Origin of the sequence: Proteus sp. STS61-E (assembly GCF_040932335.1) — a bacterium.
Taxonomy (GTDB): domain Bacteria; phylum Pseudomonadota; class Gammaproteobacteria; order Enterobacterales; family Enterobacteriaceae; genus Proteus; species Proteus mirabilis_B.
Genome location: NZ_JBFQGE010000004.1, coordinates 284,995 through 303,725, shown reverse-complemented (window position 1 = coordinate 303,725; position 18,731 = coordinate 284,995). Strand labels below are relative to the sequence as shown.

The 18,731-nt window shown below is 36.9% G+C and carries 12 protein-coding genes; 3 read left to right on the top strand and 9 right to left on the bottom strand.

All coding sequences use genetic code 11. The features are described 5' to 3' along the window. Nucleotides 1-6: 6 nt before the first annotated feature. The 7 genes from AB4J89_RS11685 to AB4J89_RS11655 form a co-directional block, all read right to left on the bottom strand. Nucleotides 7-1,107: an RHS repeat domain-containing protein gene (locus AB4J89_RS11685; RefSeq protein ID WP_368469323.1), complete on the bottom strand. Its 1,101-nt coding sequence runs from the start codon at nt 1,105-1,107 to the stop codon at nt 7-9. Nucleotides 1,108-2,184: 1,077 nt separating this feature from the next. Then, complete coding sequence (locus tag AB4J89_RS11680; RefSeq protein WP_165122666.1) at nt 2,185-2,649, bottom strand: hypothetical protein; 465 nt, start codon at nt 2,647-2,649, stop codon at nt 2,185-2,187. Continuing rightward, nucleotides 2,646-7,496, bottom strand: coding sequence for an RHS repeat-associated core domain-containing protein (locus tag AB4J89_RS11675; RefSeq protein WP_368469321.1), 4,851 nt, complete (start codon nt 7,494-7,496; stop codon nt 2,646-2,648). Before AB4J89_RS11675 ends, AB4J89_RS11680 begins: the two co-directional genes overlap by 4 nt. Before the next feature lie 15 nt (nt 7,497-7,511). Continuing rightward, on the bottom strand, nt 7,512-7,868 hold the full coding sequence (locus AB4J89_RS11670) for a DUF4150 domain-containing protein (RefSeq protein ID WP_311755763.1): 357 nt from the start codon (nt 7,866-7,868) through the stop codon (nt 7,512-7,514). Then, nucleotides 7,861-9,072 (bottom strand): DUF2169 domain-containing protein, encoded by a 1,212-nt coding sequence (locus AB4J89_RS11665; protein ID WP_368469319.1) that lies wholly within the window; start codon nt 9,070-9,072, stop codon nt 7,861-7,863. Before AB4J89_RS11665 ends, AB4J89_RS11670 begins: the two co-directional genes overlap by 8 nt. A gap of 10 nt (nt 9,073-9,082) precedes the next feature. Further along, complete coding sequence (locus tag AB4J89_RS11660; protein ID WP_368469317.1) at nt 9,083-11,203, bottom strand: type VI secretion system Vgr family protein; 2,121 nt, start codon at nt 11,201-11,203, stop codon at nt 9,083-9,085. Nucleotides 11,204-11,304: 101 nt separating this feature from the next. After that, on the bottom strand, nt 11,305-11,823 hold the full coding sequence (locus tag AB4J89_RS11655; protein ID WP_036939804.1) for an Hcp family type VI secretion system effector: 519 nt from the start codon (nt 11,821-11,823) through the stop codon (nt 11,305-11,307). 975 nt (nt 11,824-12,798) lie between these two features. Between AB4J89_RS11655 and AB4J89_RS11650 the strand changes: the two genes are divergently transcribed. From AB4J89_RS11650 to AB4J89_RS11640, 3 genes are all read left to right on the top strand, one after another. Then, a complete protein-coding gene (locus AB4J89_RS11650) occupies nt 12,799-14,214 on the top strand; it encodes an FAD-binding oxidoreductase (protein ID WP_088494837.1) in 1,416 nt (471 codons plus the stop codon). A gap of 272 nt (nt 14,215-14,486) precedes the next feature. Continuing rightward, nucleotides 14,487-15,014 (top strand): hypothetical protein, encoded by a 528-nt coding sequence (locus AB4J89_RS11645; protein WP_368469314.1) that lies wholly within the window; start codon nt 14,487-14,489, stop codon nt 15,012-15,014. 522 nt (nt 15,015-15,536) lie between these two features. Then, complete coding sequence (locus tag AB4J89_RS11640; protein ID WP_088494839.1) at nt 15,537-15,830, top strand: helix-turn-helix domain-containing protein; 294 nt, start codon at nt 15,537-15,539, stop codon at nt 15,828-15,830. A gap of 147 nt (nt 15,831-15,977) precedes the next feature. On the opposite strand, the gene AB4J89_RS11635 is transcribed toward AB4J89_RS11640, so the two are convergent. Further along, nucleotides 15,978-16,715, bottom strand: a complete 738-nt coding sequence (locus AB4J89_RS11635; protein WP_193775147.1) for an ankyrin repeat domain-containing protein — start codon at nt 16,713-16,715, stop codon at nt 15,978-15,980. 578 nt (nt 16,716-17,293) lie between these two features. Then, nucleotides 17,294-18,679, bottom strand: a complete 1,386-nt coding sequence (locus tag AB4J89_RS11630; RefSeq protein ID WP_368469312.1) for a VasL domain-containing protein — start codon at nt 18,677-18,679, stop codon at nt 17,294-17,296. Nucleotides 18,680-18,731: the final 52 nt, after the last annotated feature.

Genomic DNA, 18,731 nt, shown 5'->3' with positions numbered 1-18,731 from the left:
CTTAATTTATTTTTTTGTTTTACCAGAACCTGGAATTGCATTTTCTTCTAACCATTTCGCCCATACATTAGGAAATTCGTATGAATCACCAGGAGTTGTTGGATCTACTATTTTAGGTGCAAGTCCTTTTTGGTTTAATGGATTTGTTCTATAGCTTCTTTGCTGAATAGCATTTTCCTTAATAAATTCATTGAGCCACTTAGGTATTTCAAATGAAACAATTTCGGCATCACCGCCTCTAATATTTTTAAAATGTTCGGCATGCTTTGTATCTCCAATACTGATATTTAAAGTGGCATTTTGAATATGAGGGTTTCCTAATTCATCGATTTTTATTCGGCGATAGCTAGCATTAGGAGGTATTCCTCCTTGAACTCTAAATACTGTTACTGTATCTCCTTTATTCCCCTGACCACCCGCCAACCCAAACGGATCTACCCACCCAGTCGGACAATGCACATACCCATACGGATTAAAGCCTCCTAATAATCCGATAGGGTCAGGTGAAATATATTGCCCTGTGTCCTTATCATAGTAGCGAAAGCGATTGTAATACAAGCCACTTTCTTTATCTTCATATTGTCCGGCAAACCGAAAATGGCATTCGGTATATTCAGGGTCATTATCGGCATAATCATCATGCGATTGCCAAAATGCCATTTGTCCCCAGGTATTTAACCGTCCTGCCCAACTAACAATGCCTTTTTCGCTAAAGATTTCGCGTGGCGTGCCTTGATGGTCAGTGACGACATAATGCAGTTTTCCACGTTGATAACGTGCCGTTGGGGTAATTTCGCCGGGTTGATAGAGCCACTGAATTTGCGAATCATAAGCGGGAGTACCATCGGCATAAATCGGGGTTTCTTGCACCATTTGGTCGCCAGACCACAGGTAATCAACACGCTGAACACGTTTATTTTTAAAGGGTGAATTGGGCGGTGTAATAGGGCGATTATCGACCACTTTGCTTTTACTGAGGCGTCGCCCAAAAGCATCATAAGTGTAGCGCCAGCATTCTCCTTCAGGATTAAAACAGGCGATAAGTTGATTAAGCGTATTCCATTGGTAATACCACGTTTTTGCTCGAAAACCGTATTGATGAACCACTTTTTGCGTTAATCGACCATTAATATCGTAGTGATAGTCTTGATAACCTTTGGCGGTAATACGGCGAGTGACACGGCCTTTTTGTTGCTGTTGTGCCAGTTGTAAAAAGGCACCTTGTGCATCAGATGGAATAAACTGATGCTCGGTGATATTTAAGTTGTTATCGTACTGAAACTTCTCGCTTTGGCGCTATAGCTAATCCAATTTTTTATCTGTTACCATATATTTAGGAATGCTATACTCAATCTAAATAATGCAAATTACATCATGAATAGACTGAGATTTATGATTTTATATACTTCAAGTTAATAATAAAGATGAATTTTTACCTATTAAATAATTGGTAAAAATCCTTTAAATACATTTTATTTATTCTCCATGTTTTTTTGAGTACTAAAAATTTTTATTCTTGAATTGTATTAAGTTGTTTTTTATTATTTTATCTAAGTTTTTATTTGTATATGAATGGGATTTCACCTTGTGAAAATATAATAAATAAAGACAAGTGTAAATTATTGATGCTAAATAAATTTCTACAATTTAATTATAATTTTAATTAAAAATAACCTTATATTTTCCACTATAAGTGAGGAGTGATTTTCTCCTTGATTTTATGTGGTTCTTTATAGGTTGAATATAAGTTGAAGCTATCAATTTCATTTGTTTTCTCTATAGAGATAAAGGGGGCGCTCTCGTTGTTATAAAATCCATCAACATTTTTGGAATCAATATCAAGAAATAATACATTATCTATATTTTTGCCTTCTTCATCATTAATAAAAATAATATTTGTTGTTTTTTCTAAGGAAAAATGTAGATATTTTTTAAAAAAAAGTGATGAATTTTTTCTTGTTTCATTTTATGGACTATTGTAAGTAAGAAGGTATTCTATTTTTATTAAATAATTGCTTGGTATTGAATTACTAAGATATATGAATATAATTAGATTATAAAGTTAACAACAGAAACTGATAACAATACGTAAGTTAATGTTGGAAGTTATCAGTTCCTAAAAATTGCATGGACTCTTAAAAATAATGAAGCCAGAAGATTCTAGGTTCTTCTAGCTGACTAAAGTTATTCAACTTCATAAAAGGTCATACAAAATCCTTCTTCGCCATATAAACCATCATCCGTAATAATGAATTCAAATATTTTATTTGGGTATAGGCTTTTTAATCTAATATTCCAGAAATACTTAATAACTTCACTAAATACAGTTATCAGCATATAGTCATCACTAGCTTTATCATTTTCCATCAAAAAAAACTGACTAATTGGAAAAACATTACTTGCCATTTCTAATGTTTTTTTATCTGTTCCATATGAGTCATTTGGGTATACTTTTTGGTCATTATTTTCACTTCGATAAATAACGCCATCTATTTCTATGATTTCGGGGCAAAATAACGCAGAGCAGGCAATAACTGCTTCTAGTCCAACACAATTCGCTACAAAGTTGGTTAAGCTAAGTTCTGTTGGAAAATCAGACGGGAACTGACCAATAAGTTTATTAGACACTATGCTTTTATGTAATTTCATTCTAATCCCCATAATTTTTTTATTTCATTAGGTATTTCTCTACCTGCAAATTTTGTATCACTACCCGTTCGAATAAAATATTGTCCTTTGGGTGAGCGATTCCATTCAACTATTTTTATTCTTTCTTTACTTATATCTGCAATTCGGCGACCATCAGGACCAAAAATAATGATATGTCCACCTGTAGTTTTAGAGTATGTAGCAGGTTCACCCATCATAGGTAACTTGCCTCCACCTCGCCCAGCATCAAGAATTTGCCCATTAAATTTCAAGTTTCTAAAATATTCAATATCTAGAACTTGTCCTTTTGAATCAATCAAGAATCGGGTTTTATCTTCACCTGAAGAGCCATCAAGTTTCGACGTTCCACTCAACCCAAACGGATCTACCCAACCCGTTGGACAATGCACATACCCATACGGATTAAAGCCTCCTAATAATCCTATCGGGTCAGGCGAAATATATTGCCCTGTGTCCTTATCATAGTAGCGAAAGCGATTGTAATACAAGCCACTTTCTTTATCTTCATATTGTCCGGCAAACCGAAAATGGCATTCGGTATATTCAGGGTCATTATCGGCATAATCATCATGAGATTGCCAAAACGCCATTTGTCCCCAGGTATTTAACCGACCTGCCCAGCTGACAATGCCTTTTTCGCTAAAGATTTCTCGTGGCGTGCCTTGATGGTCAGTGACGATATAATGCAGTTTTCCACGCTGATAACGTGCCGTTGGGGTAATTTCGCCGGGCTGATAGAGCCACTGAATTTGCGAATCATAAGCAGGGGTGCCATCGGCATAAATCGGAGTTTCCTGCACCATTTGGTCGCCAGACCACAGGTAATCGACACGCTGAACGCGTTTATTTTTAAACGGTGAATTGGGCGGTGAAATAGGGCGATTATCGACTACCTTGCTTTTACTAAGCCTTCTGCCAAAGGCATCGTAAGTGTAACGCCAACATTCACCCTCAGGATTAAAACAGGCGATAAGTTGGTTAAGCGTATTCCATTGGTAATACCACGTTTTTGCTCGAAAACCGTGTTGATGAACCACTTTTTGCGTTAATCGACCATTAATATCGTAGTGATAGTCTTGATAACCTTTGGCGGTGATACGGCGAGTGACACGGCCTTTTTGTTGCTGCTGCGCCAGTTGTAAAAACGCACCTTGCGCATCAGATGGAATAAATTGATGCTCTGTGATGTTCAGGTTGTTATCGTACTGAAACTTCTCGCTTTGGCGTTCAAACTGGTTGCTATATTGCGTTTCAACAATTTGGTCGTTGGCGTTATAGCGATATTGTGTGCGGTTCCAGCGATCATCATCAATATTGATCAGATTAAAGGCTTTATCGTATTGATAACCTCGATGAACATCGGTCGACATCGGTGGTTGAAGTGGATTATCGTGTAATGACTGTAAAAAGGACTCCGTTCCTCGTCCTGCACGTTGATGGGCCAATAATCCGGTGGCGGTGTAATGGCTGGAGTTGGCAAAACCCGCTTGGCTTTGACGTAAAAACTCTTGACCCAGTGCGTTATAACTAAATTGCAAGGGTGCATGTTGGTTGACTTGCAGGGAAGTCAGTTCATGAAGTTGACCAAAGGCATAATTAAGCTCACGCTCACCAAAGCGGGTTTGGGTGAGAATATCGTGCTCCTCATCCCATTGATGCGTAATCTCTTGTCCATTTATCCGTTCACAACATAAATGCCCTTGGTTGTCATACTCAAATTCCACCACCGAATCAGGATTGGTGGCACGAATAAGTTGCAAACGTTCATTGTATTGATAAGTGGTTGTAGAAAGGCACTTATGCTCAATCTCATCGACAAGCCAAATACTTTGTTCGGTGACTAACCCTGTCTCATCATAATGATAACGGAGCTCATGATTATCAGGGTAACGAGTCGCAATACGTCGCCCTAAGCGGTCGTAGCGATATTGAATTTCACGTCCTGCAAAATCCACTTCACGAATAATTTGACCGGCTTTATCACGCTCATAAGAATAGACATCACCGGTAGCGTTGATGACGTTTTTGAGTCGAGTAAGTGAGTCATATTCAAAGCGAATTTCCGTCCCATCAGGGCGTATTGTGGCGAGTAATAAATCAAAGGGGCCATAGCGATAGCGCGTGGTTTTGCCTTCGCCATCGGTGACAGCAACAACCCGGCGTTCGCTGTCATATTCAATATGTTGATGGATATCATCAGGCAATAAAATATCGCTGAGACTGCCGTTAACACCATCATGCTCTTTACTGTATTGATAGCGAGTGGTGTGGTTTAGTGCATTGGTGACTTGCAGTAAGCGACCTAGCTCATCGCTTTGGTATTCCGAGCTATGTTGATAAGGGCTGGTGCTTTTTATTAATTGATTAGCTTGGTTATATTCATAGTGCCACTGTGCACCATTCGGCTGAATAGCTTTGAGTAACTCGCCATGTTGGCTATATTCATAGGCTTGTTGGCGACCTTGTGGATCGGTAACTGCGGTTAAATTACCTTTGTCATCGTAGGTGAGTTGCCATTTATCGCCAAAGGGGGAGACATAGCAGGTGAGTTGTCCATTGTCATTATATTCATAACCCACTTTACGACCATCAGGTAGATGGATTTGTGCTAGAAGCCCATCAGCGTGATAAACATATTTTGTAGTTTCTCCAAGATCATTGGTTTCACTGACTTTTCGATGATCTTGCCACTGTGTTCGAGTCTCTCGACCTAAAGGATCGAGTACACGAATAACTTGCTGATTTTCATTGTAATAATAGCGAGTTTGACCACCTTCATTATCAATATAAGTATTGATAGCTAAGGTATCGTCATATAAAAAACGATCACACCAATAACCACTTTCTGAATAGGTTTTGATGACACGGCCTTGCGTATCATATTCAAGCGTTAATTCAGTTTGGTCAGTGTCACGCCAACTTGTCATCCAACCTTGGGCGGTATAGGTATGGAATAAGTGGTTTTGCTGAAAGGCATCACATTCACTTAAATAGCCCTGTTTATCGTATTGACAAGAGACTAAGCGCTGGACTTTTGAATCGAAGGTGTAATCAATAAATTGTAATTTATCATATTGATAATGCAGATTTATTTGAAAACCATCATAACGAATAAGTTGGTTTAATTGTCCTTTATCGTTATATCTGAAATGAAGTGATAATCCTTGTAGGTTGCTGATTTTTATCAGCCGATAATGTGACGATTTTGCGGTTTGTGCTTCAAAGTAATAAAGGCGTTGATGGCGATTATCACGTATCCATAATCCCGTTTTTTTATTACCTAACAGTAAGTAATGAGGAACACGTTGGTTACGTGAGCAGACTTCATCGGAAGGAGTCAAAAAGGTATAATGATTGCCATCTGGATCTTGAAAATCAACACTGCCATGATGCAGTGTTAACGACATTGACCAGTTATCTCCCCATTTACTGCCAAAAAGCCCTTTAGGTGATTGGGTAGAATAGTAAGCTCTATTGAGTTCAATAGGTAAAAGGCCGGGGATCGAAATAACAGGCCAAATCTGGATAAAGTCCCCACTCACTAAATCAACGGGATCTCCTTCAGTATTTTTCTTTTGGTTATCTTGGCTTTTCCCTGTATCAGAGCTCTGGGTATTGCTTTTTTCATCATTAACTTTCGTTGATGGTGTTTCTGTTTTAGGTGTATCCGTTGTTGCAGGCTTTTCTTTGATGGTTGCACCTGAGTCTGGTTTTGCATTATCAACAGGGTCAATTGGTTTTTCTGGGGCTTTATTTATTGGTGTTGTGTCTGGTTTGATATTATCTACGTTGGTGATTGGTTTTTCTTTTGAAGCTGTTTTTGCTGTTGTTAAATCAATATTTCCAATGGTAGCATCAAGATCTCTACGTGCTTGATTAGATTTTGAAAAAACAGCTTTCGAACCATGCTTAAACACTCCCAAAATTCCTGTCATTAAGCTGGCACCTTCATAAAGAAGAGCTCCGCCTTTCTCTGCTTCACTTTCTAGCGTTGCTTTAATCTCACTAAAGTCGACATTTTTTGCTTTTTCAGTTTGACTTATTGCCTGCTGAGCTTGATTTTTCGCTATATCATCAAAACCAAATACTTTAGCAACAATTGCATTTCTTGCTGATGTTATCGCTGAGTAAAAATAGGAGACTGACGTTAAACCTTCCGCCATTTCAACGCCATCATTATAAAATTGCTTTATGGCACCTTTAGCACCTTCATCGGGGTGGACAATAGCCTCTCCCATATTATTAAAGGCTTTATAAACTTGCTGGGTAGCTTCTGAAGGAGGAGAGTTTTGTGGTGATGACTGAGTAATACTTCCCGCTACTGTTGCTGCTATTTTTTCATCATTATTTTCAGCAGAAACGACAGTGTTGGCTTCTTCAGGTGTCTTTCCATTAGAAGAAGGAACATGTGTAATAATACCTTCAGTATTACCATTAGGCTGAACTTCATCTATTGATACTGAGCTAAATAATTGTGTAGAGGGAGGTAAGTTATCAAGATGGTATTTCTTAATTATTTCATCATATGTTTCGTAATCAACATAGTAAATAGGGTGGCTTGGCGGTAAATTTCCTTTACTATCAAGTACTCTTATTTCTACATTATCACTCGATAAAGTAGCATGAAAATACATTTCCTGACCTGATGGTAAACCAATATAACTAGTACTACGGATATCGTCATTTGTGCTGGATATTACATGACCTTGGGGGAGGCTATCGTCTGATTTTAAAGCATTCCCCCATTGCTTATCAAAAGTATCAATATCAGTGTAATTATTTTTTTTACCCACTTCTGGTACTTCATAGACTAGATAAGTTTTCATAATCGATCTTCCTTGTTACTTCCCATTCATCCAAAACTTATCCCCATGACGTAAAATGGGTTTTTTATTGACCTTAACGCTTTTCGAGTGCTCTTTGGGGTAACACTTACCCGCCACGGTGCCACTTTTTATCCCTTTTGCTGCGCCTGCTTCATCACCCATTGTGGTGGGAATAACACTTTGATTAAGAACAACAATAGGGTGGTTATTTGCTCTAACTGTAGGCACTGAGCCGACAGCGGTTTCGAGTTTTGCCACAACGGGATAAGGGATCGGAGGAGTTGAAGGTCCTATTGGTGTTTTGCAAACATCGGGAACTAGACTAATAACGAGCCAAGCATCTTGTTGTCTTGCAATATAATTATCAGCCATGAGTTTGCTCCTCTTGTGGTTGGGCAAAACGCACTAAAGGTGCATCAGGATTGATTTCAAAACGCGCTTCACAAACGCGAATAGGAAGTGATACTTCAAAAGCTAATCGATAAGTCAGTGCAAGTTGCTGTTTTTCAGCATCAATAACAAGTGTGTCTAAATTCAATTTGATAGGAATAAACAGGCCATCTTGCATACGCAATAAAACAAAAGGGCGATGCTCAGGTAATGTGGTTTGCAAATAACCTTGCAGGGTTAAATTCTCACATTTCAATGTGAAATTAGTTTTCGGGTAAGGAATTTGTTGGTCAGCGGGTGCACCATTCCAATATTGAAAATCAAAATCATAAGGTAAATACGGATGGCGAGAATTAACCCATTCATCATCATAAGTACCTGCTAATAAACGGCGCGGTAACCATGCTCGACCAATAACACCAAAACCAGCGGGCTGCTGTTGAAAAGTGCTAGCATTGAGTTGCTGATTAATCCAATCAGCCGTAATGGGGGTACTTAATGATTCAATTTGAGGAGCTGAAAATGAGGTAATACCTTTTGCTTGCTGATACCACGGGGTGATAAATCCTAGGCCTAATGGATTATATTCATAAGCAGCATGTGCAATAGGCGCTGATTCACCCTCGAGATGATTAATACGTACAGGTTCAGGTAATAAATTTTCTTTATTTAATGTGTGTTGTAATTGTTCATCGGCATAGATCTTATTTTCACCCCCAAAAGCATAACGGTAATCTATTGGTAATTGTCGTATGGGTTTAGGTCGTGTTAATTGCCACGATTTTTTTTGCTCGTCATAAATGAATTGCCGAACACCTGTGCAACGTAATGGTTTATAAAGTAAGGTGTTTTTTTCTGCATCCATTAAGGTGACAGATGCGATAATCGACTCGCTAGGAATGCCATTAGGTGCATACGCCATTCCTTTTATGATCACATCACAAAAAGGTTTAAAGGGCGCTAAATCACTTTCATAAAAAACAGAAGACGTATTGATGGTTGATACATACTCATCCTGTAAAATCAGCGGAAATTTTGTTGAAAGATGAGGCTGGTAAATCCCCGTTTCTGTTGTGGGCAGTAAGTCGTAACCCACTTTCATCACGACAACATGATGTTCAATATCTGAGGTATCTAACATCTTATAGTTCATTACTGAAAACGGGGTTAAGTTGCGAAATTCCATTTTCACCTTCTTAATTCAAGTCAATATCTTTGCCCGTGATCTGCACCGGACCTGAGGCTTCAAAACTAAATTCCGTACCATTAATAGTGATATGGCCTGCACTATCCATTCTTAACACGCTGGCACCGCAACGCAGCTCAAGGGCATCACCTGCATCGATGGCTAACGTATTACCCACACTGATTTTTTTATGCTGACCGACAGTTTCGGTGTTATTTTCATTGATGGTTTCAGTGCGATTACCTTTTACCTGCACCTCTTGATTTTTATCGATGATCTCAGCGTGGCTATTAAGTACATGCGTGGTGCGATTGTTGAGCACCACCGTATTCATATCCTTCTGTGCATGAATAAAAATCTCCTGCTTGCCACCCGCATCTTCAAAGCGCAGTTCGTTAAAACCATCGCCTTTATGGGTTTTGGTTTTGATTGTCGTGCGGGTCATATTTTCAGGAAATTTCAGCGGGGGGGCGTTACGACCGTTATAGGTGCACCCTGTGATAATCGGTCTATCAATATCGCCATTAAGATAAGAGACAATAACCTCTTGCCCGATACGCGGTACAGCAGAAAAACCATAGCCATTGCCATTCCAACCCATTGCTACACGCACCCAGCACGAGGCACTGTGATCGGGCTTGCCATAGCGATCCCAATGAAAATAGACTTTTACGGCACCCACTTCATTGACATATATCTCTTCACCCGGAGGGCCTACCACCGTGGCAACTTCATCGCCATCCGCCGTCGGTTTGTAATGATGCGGTGGTCGCCATTCTTGTGTGCCGGGAATAAATTCGACGCTATTAGAAAGCTGTGTACCTTCGCCTCCGCTGTTATCTGCCAAGGGTTGTACGCCATGATGCGAAACTTGAATAACTTGCCAGTTATCATTCATCATTAAACTAGGGTGATTGCTCAGCGAGAAAATCTTGCCCGGCATTAAGGCAAAACAGTTGGTGCTGGCACGTCCAACACGACTGCCGTTGCGCAGTTGTTCAAAACGAATGGTAGTTAAAGGGGCAGCTTGTGCATCTTCTTGAAAGCGTCCATAGCTTTCGAACACACTATGTTGACCGCCTTTTTCTAATTTGGCTTGATGCGCTAATGGGTAAGAAGGGCGGATAAAGTTATTGTCTTTTTGAATGGTTTCATCCACACAGAGATATTCGCCGTATTGCCATGTGGTCGCTGTGCTATCTGTAATATCGCTTTCAGCTTGCGGGTTATAGGTAAGGTGAATGCCTGCCGTCATGCCCATATGTTCATCGCTATAAAACAGTTGGTTCTCTTCAAACCAAAAGTTAATCCCTTCTTCAAAGGCTAAACGACACCAAAATGCATAGGTAGATTCCCGTTTTTGCGTGGTATAGGGGCGTTTTTGGTGTAAATCATCACGGTAAAATTTGCTGTCTGCTTTGATATGGGCTTCTTCTAACAGCGTTTTTAAAATCTCAGGTACTTTTTTATGCTGGAAAATACGGCTGTCTTGATTTAGGGTCATCACCCACATTTCAGGGCGAATATCGAAGTGATACCACGTTTTTACACCGTCGGTATTCCCTTGCACGGCACCGGCTAAGATCCCACGTACAGTACGGACTTCTTTGCCATTACGCTTAACCGTTAACGATGAAGCCACACCCAATAGCGATTGAAAATCGATAAAAGGCAAAGTCGTGACTGCGCTAATGGACAGTGAAAATAAACGTGATAACCCTTCATTTAGATTAAATTCCGTGACTTGAAAGGTGCTTTCAGGCAAGCCAGCAATTTGGCAGGTGAAAACCAAACCAGAAGGCGATACCGCGCCTAATAGCGAATCTAACAGTTGTGCATAGGCTTTATTTTTAGCCAATCCTTCAGAGAAGGTAAGCCCCGGTACATCGTCGTTATTTATTCCACCGGTAAAACCGCCACCGGGAATAAGCGATGAGGCTTGAGAGGCCATTGACGAGGCTTGCGAAAGCCCTTGTTGTGCCGTTTGAGCTGTAGCGAGGGCTTGCTGAGTAGAGGCCGAAAGTGTGGATGTTGCTTTAGCAATCGCTAGATCCTGCGCTTTATCGAGCGCCTTCTTTTTTAATCCACCAAGCTGAGAGGTGAGATTATTTTTTTTATCTTTCGCAAACATCATTCGCTCCAATATCCACTGAGCAAGCTACCGCTTGTTTTATCCATTAAGAAAATACAAAGAAACACCCACACACTTTGGTGTGCAGGTGAAAAGAAGGATTAACCTTCGAGAGGAGCGCGCCAGTCGTCAGAGCCAGACGTGCCTGCAACCGTGTGTTCCCAGTCAATTTTGCGATAAGACAGGGAGACTTCGATCAGTTGTGTGAAGTCTGATTTTGCCGGATCTTGGCAGTGTGGCATTTGGCAATCGATGTTGACGATAGTCGCATCGGTTAGCGTGGTGGTGAAGAAATGCTCTTGTTTCCCTTCAACCGAAGTGCGATACCATTTTAAGGTGGTTTTTGGCAGCATTTCGCCCGAGGCTAATGCGTTATACAGCAGAGGAACCGCTTTATTTAACGCCACAGTGAAACGGAATGGTTTATGGGCGCGTTGACCTGAAGGCTGACCCGATTGTGGATCAGTAGGTACAGTGACTACGTGAGAGAATGCTTGCACCAGCATTTCATCTTCGTGGCCTTGAACATAAATATTACCGACGGATTCCGCGGTAAATGCGCCCGCAGTGATGTTACCTTGAGTTTTCCCTTCGATAGAGATATAGCATGGAGTTGGCATGGCAAGTCCTTAATTTACAGTGAATAATCGTTTCTCAACAAAATCATTTTGTTGAAGTCCTTTCGATAAAAATCAGCCAGTGCGCACTGCGATTTGATAAGAGTAGCTTAAGTAATTTTGGAAGGAAGTAAAGAAAGGGGCAGAGAGAAAGGGCGTTGTATCCTCGTAGGATAAGTGACTTAGCGTAAAATAATTGTTCACACGATATTTACTGCTTTCGTTTATTATAATAAGTGTATTTGCTTATACGATTCACTTTCGTAAATGTCCGAAATCTCGCTAAAGCCAGTCCGTTCTAATGTACATGGATTTTTAATATGTAACAAAATGTGTATTTTGTTTCAAATTGTAACAGCGTTGATTTGTAAGGGAAAAATTAAGCTGCCTTGATAAAAATAATCAAAAAAAGATTTTTTGCACTATTGGTTTAAAAATGAACACTTAAAATTTGGTTATGTATAGAGATAAATATAATCTTAAGTATGGTCATTTTAACTACCGCCTTATTTTCCTCTGAATCACCATCAAATAACCAGTCCATTGTTATGTTTCTTATTCTTATCTCCTTCTTATGTGCTCAATTTATTGTTTTAGTAACATTAGTGATTTTGTGGATTATTTGTTAATCAATTTATTTTATCTCACTTGTTTATTTGTAACTTGAATGCGTAATAACGTGATATTTAACAAATGGGGTGTAGCGCTTTAATAGTGGAAAATTTTATATATTGATTAAAAAACCAAGAAAACAACTAGTTTGATATGCTTTCATTTTACTTAATGTACTTAAATAATCGATAAAAAACAAAATGATAATTAATTCCCTTCTTTGTATAAGTAAATTAAATAGTACGGGTTTTTAAGAAAAAAATAGATGAAAAGATTTACAAATACTTTACTAATAGTTTACAAATGAAATAAGATATCGTTATTATTTTAATGCTAATAATTCATTGAGTAAAAGGAACGTGTAAAATGGCGATATCTAGAAGAAAATTTATCATTGGTGGAACAGTAGTGGCTGTCGCTGCTGGTGCTGGTATTTTGACACCAATGTTAACTCGCGAAGGGCGCTTTGTTCCGGGTACGCCAAGACATGGCTTTGTTGAAGGCACTGAAGGTGCTTTACCAAAACAAGCTGATGTTGTTGTTATTGGCGCTGGTATTCTTGGTATTATGACAGCGATTAACCTTGTAGAACGTGGTTTATCTGTTGTGATTGTTGAGAAAGGTAACATCGCTGGTGAGCAATCTTCAAGATTCTATGGTCAGGCGATTAGCTATAAAATGCCTGATGAAACGTTCTTATTACACCATTTGGGCAAACATCGCTGGCGTGAAATGAACGCAAAAGTAGGCGTTGACACTACTTATCGTACACAAGGTCGCGTTGAAGTTCCTCTTGATGAAGAAGATTTAGTTAACGTAAGAAAATGGATTGATGAAAGAAGTAAGAATGTTGGCTCAGATATTCCATTTAGAACCAAAATTATTGAAGGTGCTGAATTAAATCAACGTCTTCGTGGTGCGACAACAGATTGGAAAATTGCTGGCTTTGAAGAAGATTCTGGTAGCTTCGATCCTGAAGTAGCAACCTTCGTTATGGCTGAATACGCTAAAAAAATGGGCGTTCGAATTTACACTCAATGTGCGGCTCGTGGCTTAGAAACACAAGCAGGTGTGATTTCTGATGTTGTAACAGAGAAAGGTGCAATTAAAACTTCTCAAGTTGTTGTTGCTGGTGGTGTTTGGTCACGCCTATTTATGCAAAATCTCAATGTTGATGTACCAACACTGCCTGCATATCAGTCTCAACAGTTAATCAGTGGTTCACCAACAGCACCGGGTGGCAACGTTGCTTTACCGGGCGGTATTTTCTTCCGTGAACAAGCTGATGGTACTTACGCAACTTCTCCTCGTGTTATTGTGGCTCCAGTAGTGAAAGAATCTTTCACTTATGGTTATAAATATCTGCCATTATTAGCTCTACCTGATTTCCCTGTGCATATTTCTTTAAATGAACAATTAATCAATTCATTTATGCAATCAACACATTGGAACTTAGATGAAGTTTCTCCGTTTGAACAGTTTAGAAATATGACTGCACTGCCAGATTTACCTGAGTTAAATGCTTCATTAGAAAAATTAAAAGCAGAATTCCCTGCCTTTAAAGAATCAAAATTAATTGATCAATGGAGTGGTGCAATGGCTATCGCACCAGATGAGAATCCAATTATTTCAGAAGTTAAAGAGTACCCAGGTTTAGTGATTAATACAGCAACAGGTTGGGGTATGACAGAAAGCCCAGTATCAGCAGAATTAACAGCTGATTTATTACTTGGTAAAAAACCTGTTTTAGATCCAAAACCATTTAGTCTTTACAGATTCTAATCAATCTAGTTTAGAAAAAGCCTTCAAATTTGAAGAGACGCCATAAAGTTGGGGTCGTTTATTAAGTAGCTAACAATGCCTGATTTCGATATTTAATCGGAATCAGGTTTTTTATTTTTATAAAATTATTATTTAAATAAAAGGTGTGTTTTTGTACTTAGGATATATCTAATTCACGATTATGATTTATTTCTATTACATTAGTTGATAGAAAGAAAAATAAATTTATATTTATTTTTATAAGTAAGTCCTAATTTGATAGGTGAGAAATAATGAGAAAAACACATTTAGTAGGCATAATATTACTTTTTTCATCAACTGCATTTGCGACAGAAACCCAAGAAACAAGTGCAATAAAAGAGGGAGTAAAAGCCTTCACGTCTAATTTAACTATTGTAAGTAAAGATGCCTTATCTGGATTAAAGGATGGAGTTGACGAAGGACGCCAATCTGGTAGCAGTGTAGACGGTGCAGTCATTATTTATGATAAAGATAATCTGAAAAAATACACAACAATTAGAACACTTTCTGTTGAGTCTACAGGTGAGAATAATTATTTAGTAACTCTTGCTGTTAAAAATAACTCTGATTCTCTTATCCGTTTAACAAACTTAAATGAAAAGAAAAATATTTATGCTATAGATGCTGATGATTTTGTAGCATATTTAGGTGATATTCAGGAAGATGTAAATATTCCAAGTAAGACAGCGACAAAATTGCGCTTAAATTTTAAAGATGCAGATGGTGAACCTGTAAAATTACGTTTTTATGATGAAGAAATTGAATTAAAGAAAAAATAAAATATTTGCGGTTTTATTTTAAACCGCAGATAGATGTCAGTATTAAATTTTATTTTTATAAAAAATTAAAGAGTAAAAGCATTATAAATGTTAAATTTATTTTATCTAATTAATAATCAATATATATTCTTGCAACATTTATTATTTATTCATTAATAATAAATATGCCCGCATAAAAACCATTGATTATATCTATGGTTTTTAGAGTAAACTTCTCTTTTTCTATAAAATGACAATTAAAAACTAGCTAACTTATTGATATTTATTGATTGCATATTCGATATTTAATACTATGGTATTATTCTAAATCTGATGTATATTAAAATTACATATAGAAATGTAAATTATTTTAAATTTAAAATATCGGAATAACCTTATTAACAGAGTTCGTGAAAGTAAGTACTGTTACTAGTGTTCAATAACAAATGGTTAAGTATTTTCAGTTTATGATTTGATCGTTTTTAAACTGTAATTCGGTGTTTTATCGATATGATCATCTAATAAAAGAAGGAGAACAATAGGATGATTAACACCAAGGTTGGAAATAGGATAAAAATGATAAGAAGACAATTGAAAATAACAGAAAATGAGATGTCTGAAAAATTGGGAATAAGTCTGTTACATTATGCTCAATTAGAGGATGGACATTTAAAAATAGCTGTAGATCAACTAATTACTATTTCTTATATACTTGGTGTTACACCTCAAAGCCTTATCTTAGAGGCTAAAAAAACAGATTTTATGGTTTTTGAGGACAAGCAATCGATAACGCAGCCAAGTGAGATAGTTATATTTAGAAAAAAGAAAGTCGTTTAAATGTCGTGTTGGAATATCATTTGTTGATATTGAGTTCTGATAAATATATTGAGTTATTTTTTAGTTGCTTTAATTAAAATTCTATTTCTCAAAACTCAATGACTAATAGCACAAAAGCCATCTTATTATAGGATGGCTTTTGTGTATTTAATGGCAGGATGTTGTACCTGTTATATGATTTATAGCCCCGTTTCTGATCAACAGTCTCTGCATATCTTTAAGATTATTTTGGCAAGCATAGCTCAATGCACTGTGATTATAAGAGAATAATGATTTATCTTGTGTTGTAGTAACAAGATTAACATCTGCACCTTTAGAAATAAGGTATTTTACGGTTTCAAGACGATTATTGCTGGCTGCAATCATAATAAATGTTTCACCATCGCTTTCTACTCTTTGGTTATTGAGCTCGATATCGCTTCTCATTAGGTCGTGAATTTTTTTTACCACATTGACGTTATTTCCTAAGACTGCCGATTTAAAGACATTATAAACATCGCCTCTATCCGTCGCCCAAAGGCTTGCACCTTGAGAGATGAGGTAATCTACCATCTCTTCATCACCAATAAACGCAGCCCATCCTAGCGCTGTTTGCTCTAAACTTCCCGTGTCTTTTGCTTCAATATTTTGACCATTGGCAAGCATCTTTTTGACTTCATTTAAATCACCATGTTTTACAGCATCAAACCATAGTGCATTTCTGCCTGTACTTGGTGAAGTATAGAATACCCGATGTGGTAAACGTGATTTATTAGCCAACTCAATCATATCAGAATAATTTGATTTAAAAGATTGATATTCTGGTGGATTATTTTCATTAATAATCAATGCTTGTGCGCCAAAAGAAACCAATAATAATGAAATAACAAACATTTTTATATTCATTCAAACACCTTACAATCTAAATAATTAACAAAACTTATTACAATTAGTTTATTGAAAATTAATATTTATTAGTGTTGATAATTGAAACAGAATGTAATTAAGATGTGTTTTAGTAATACGTATTTGTAATAAAGATAAATCTCATTAATTGATTTGTTACTTTAGTGATTAAATATACGTGATTTTACTCGTATTTCCTTGAATATAATGAGAGTTATTCCTTTTTAGTCATTATGTGATAATTTAATTGTGTCATACACTGATGGTTTAATACTGTAATTTTATTATTATCTTCTTTTTTAGTTATTAATTTAAAAGCTATTTTGTAATAACTCGTTACTTTTTAATGAATATTTCTATCAGTATTAAAATAGTGCAATTATGATTATTTTTAACTTTTCAATATTTAAATTAATGAGAGGTGAATTTGTCGATTTTATAGTTTTTTCCATTTGTTGTTATTTTTGATTTTAATATTGAATATTTATTTTTAATTATCATTTCTTTATTTGATCTATAATTTTTTTACTGCTTGATAAGCAGTGAAAGTTTTATTTAAACTAAAACTATTGTTTTCTTTATTTAGAACGTAATAACGAATATCGATTTAATAGTTGTTTAAAATGGTTATCTATTTGTTGATATTCATAGTCTGAAATTGCATTTTGTGTTGGTTGCTTTTCAAGTAAGCGTAACTCTTCCTCTAAAGGCTTAGCTTGGTTGAAATGTTGGCGAACTTTAAAAATGATCGATTTTAATTCAGAGCCTGTTATGTAATTTTTAGGATTACCATCAAAGCTATCTAGTCGTTGACTTAATCTGTCGAGTTCAGCCATGCCTTTAGACCATTGATTGAGTTGTTCATCCGTGGTGGCATTTATTTTTAGATTATTTTTCCAAAGCTGCGTAAATGATAAAAGCTCTGGATTATCTTCATACTGCTCACTCAAATAACTGATTACTTCAAGTCCATAACTCTGTGCCCATGTGGGAGAAAGTAACGCGAGTTCATCTAAACGTTGTTGTATCACATCAATCTGCTCAGAATTGAGCGTTTTTGTTATATTTCTACCATTTGCAGTTTGTTGTTCAATAAGAGAGCCTGCGTGGGCATTAATAGTTGGAATATAAGGAAAAGCATCTGTTAGATTGTTATTTTTTAATTCAGATAACCAAAAATAGAATAGGATAACGAAAAATAAACTACTGGTTAGTGTGCCAATTAAAATCCCTCGCCATAGCTCCTGTCGATATGTCTTTTTTATGGGAGGTTGTAATGAGATGGAAGAGGATATATAGGTTTTGGGTGGTGTAATACCTTTATTAATGTTTTTTGGCGTAGGTGATGTAGATAAAGTCGTATCGATAATTTGTGGTGAGATCTTTTCTTCTTTATTGACCGTAGAGGATAATTCGAGAGCGTTAAAATTACTATCTAATGTGTCTGCATTCTCTAATTGCCGCGCTTGAGCAATAACTAAGTTCTCTAAATAATCAAATTGAACAAGATGTTTAATTTCTAAAATTTGAAGGTGATGATTGATATTCTTTAATAATTCTTCAATTTGATAAAGAATAGATAAGTCGGAATAGACAAAAGTTGTACCACGAATACCGGAGATTAACTGTTGGCTTAAGGATGAAAGAATATTGATACGAGTATGTGTTTGCACTGGCCATAATGTTTGCCAATATTGAGTCAATATATTATGAATAAGGTAAAGCCCTTCATTTAGACCATCAAGTCCAGCTTGGTGTTGACGACATATGACAAACCAAGAGGCGGTTTGAAGATCGGCACCATTTTGATTAAATAAAGAGAGACACAATTCATGGACATACTGCCAATTAATATCTGGGCGAGCTGGATGAAATCGTTTATCAAGTTCTTCTTTAACAGCAAGAAATTGATTAAACACACGAGGATCACCTCCAATTGAAAGTGAATCTAAGTAAGAATTCATAGTTGCCTCAAGTTAATTTAAGGTCTCAATAATATAAAAATAAATCTAAATA

Bases quoted from the DNA above. Each gene is read 5' to 3' on its own strand.
- AB4J89_RS11680 (WP_165122666.1), bottom strand. From the start codon at position 2,649: ATGAAATTACATAAAAGCATAGTGTCTAATAAACTTATTGGTCAGTTC.
- AB4J89_RS11675 (WP_368469321.1), bottom strand. From the start codon at position 7,496: ATGAAAACTTATCTAGTCTATGAAGTACCAGAAGTGGGTAAAAAAAAT.
- AB4J89_RS11670 (WP_311755763.1), bottom strand. From the start codon at position 7,868: ATGGCTGATAATTATATTGCAAGACAACAAGATGCTTGGCTCGTTATT.
- AB4J89_RS11665 (WP_368469319.1), bottom strand. From the start codon at position 9,072: ATGGAATTTCGCAACTTAACCCCGTTTTCAGTAATGAACTATAAGATG.
- AB4J89_RS11660 (WP_368469317.1), bottom strand. From the start codon at position 11,203: ATGTTTGCGAAAGATAAAAAAAATAATCTCACCTCTCAGCTTGGTGGA.
- AB4J89_RS11655 (WP_036939804.1), bottom strand. From the start codon at position 11,823: ATGCCAACTCCATGCTATATCTCTATCGAAGGGAAAACTCAAGGTAAC.
- AB4J89_RS11650 (WP_088494837.1), top strand. From the start codon at position 12,799: ATGGCGATATCTAGAAGAAAATTTATCATTGGTGGAACAGTAGTGGCT.
- AB4J89_RS11645 (WP_368469314.1), top strand. From the start codon at position 14,487: ATGAGAAAAACACATTTAGTAGGCATAATATTACTTTTTTCATCAACT.
- AB4J89_RS11640 (WP_088494839.1), top strand. From the start codon at position 15,537: ATGATTAACACCAAGGTTGGAAATAGGATAAAAATGATAAGAAGACAA.
- AB4J89_RS11635 (WP_193775147.1), bottom strand. From the start codon at position 16,715: ATGAATATAAAAATGTTTGTTATTTCATTATTATTGGTTTCTTTTGGC.
- AB4J89_RS11630 (WP_368469312.1), bottom strand. From the start codon at position 18,679: ATGAATTCTTACTTAGATTCACTTTCAATTGGAGGTGATCCTCGTGTG.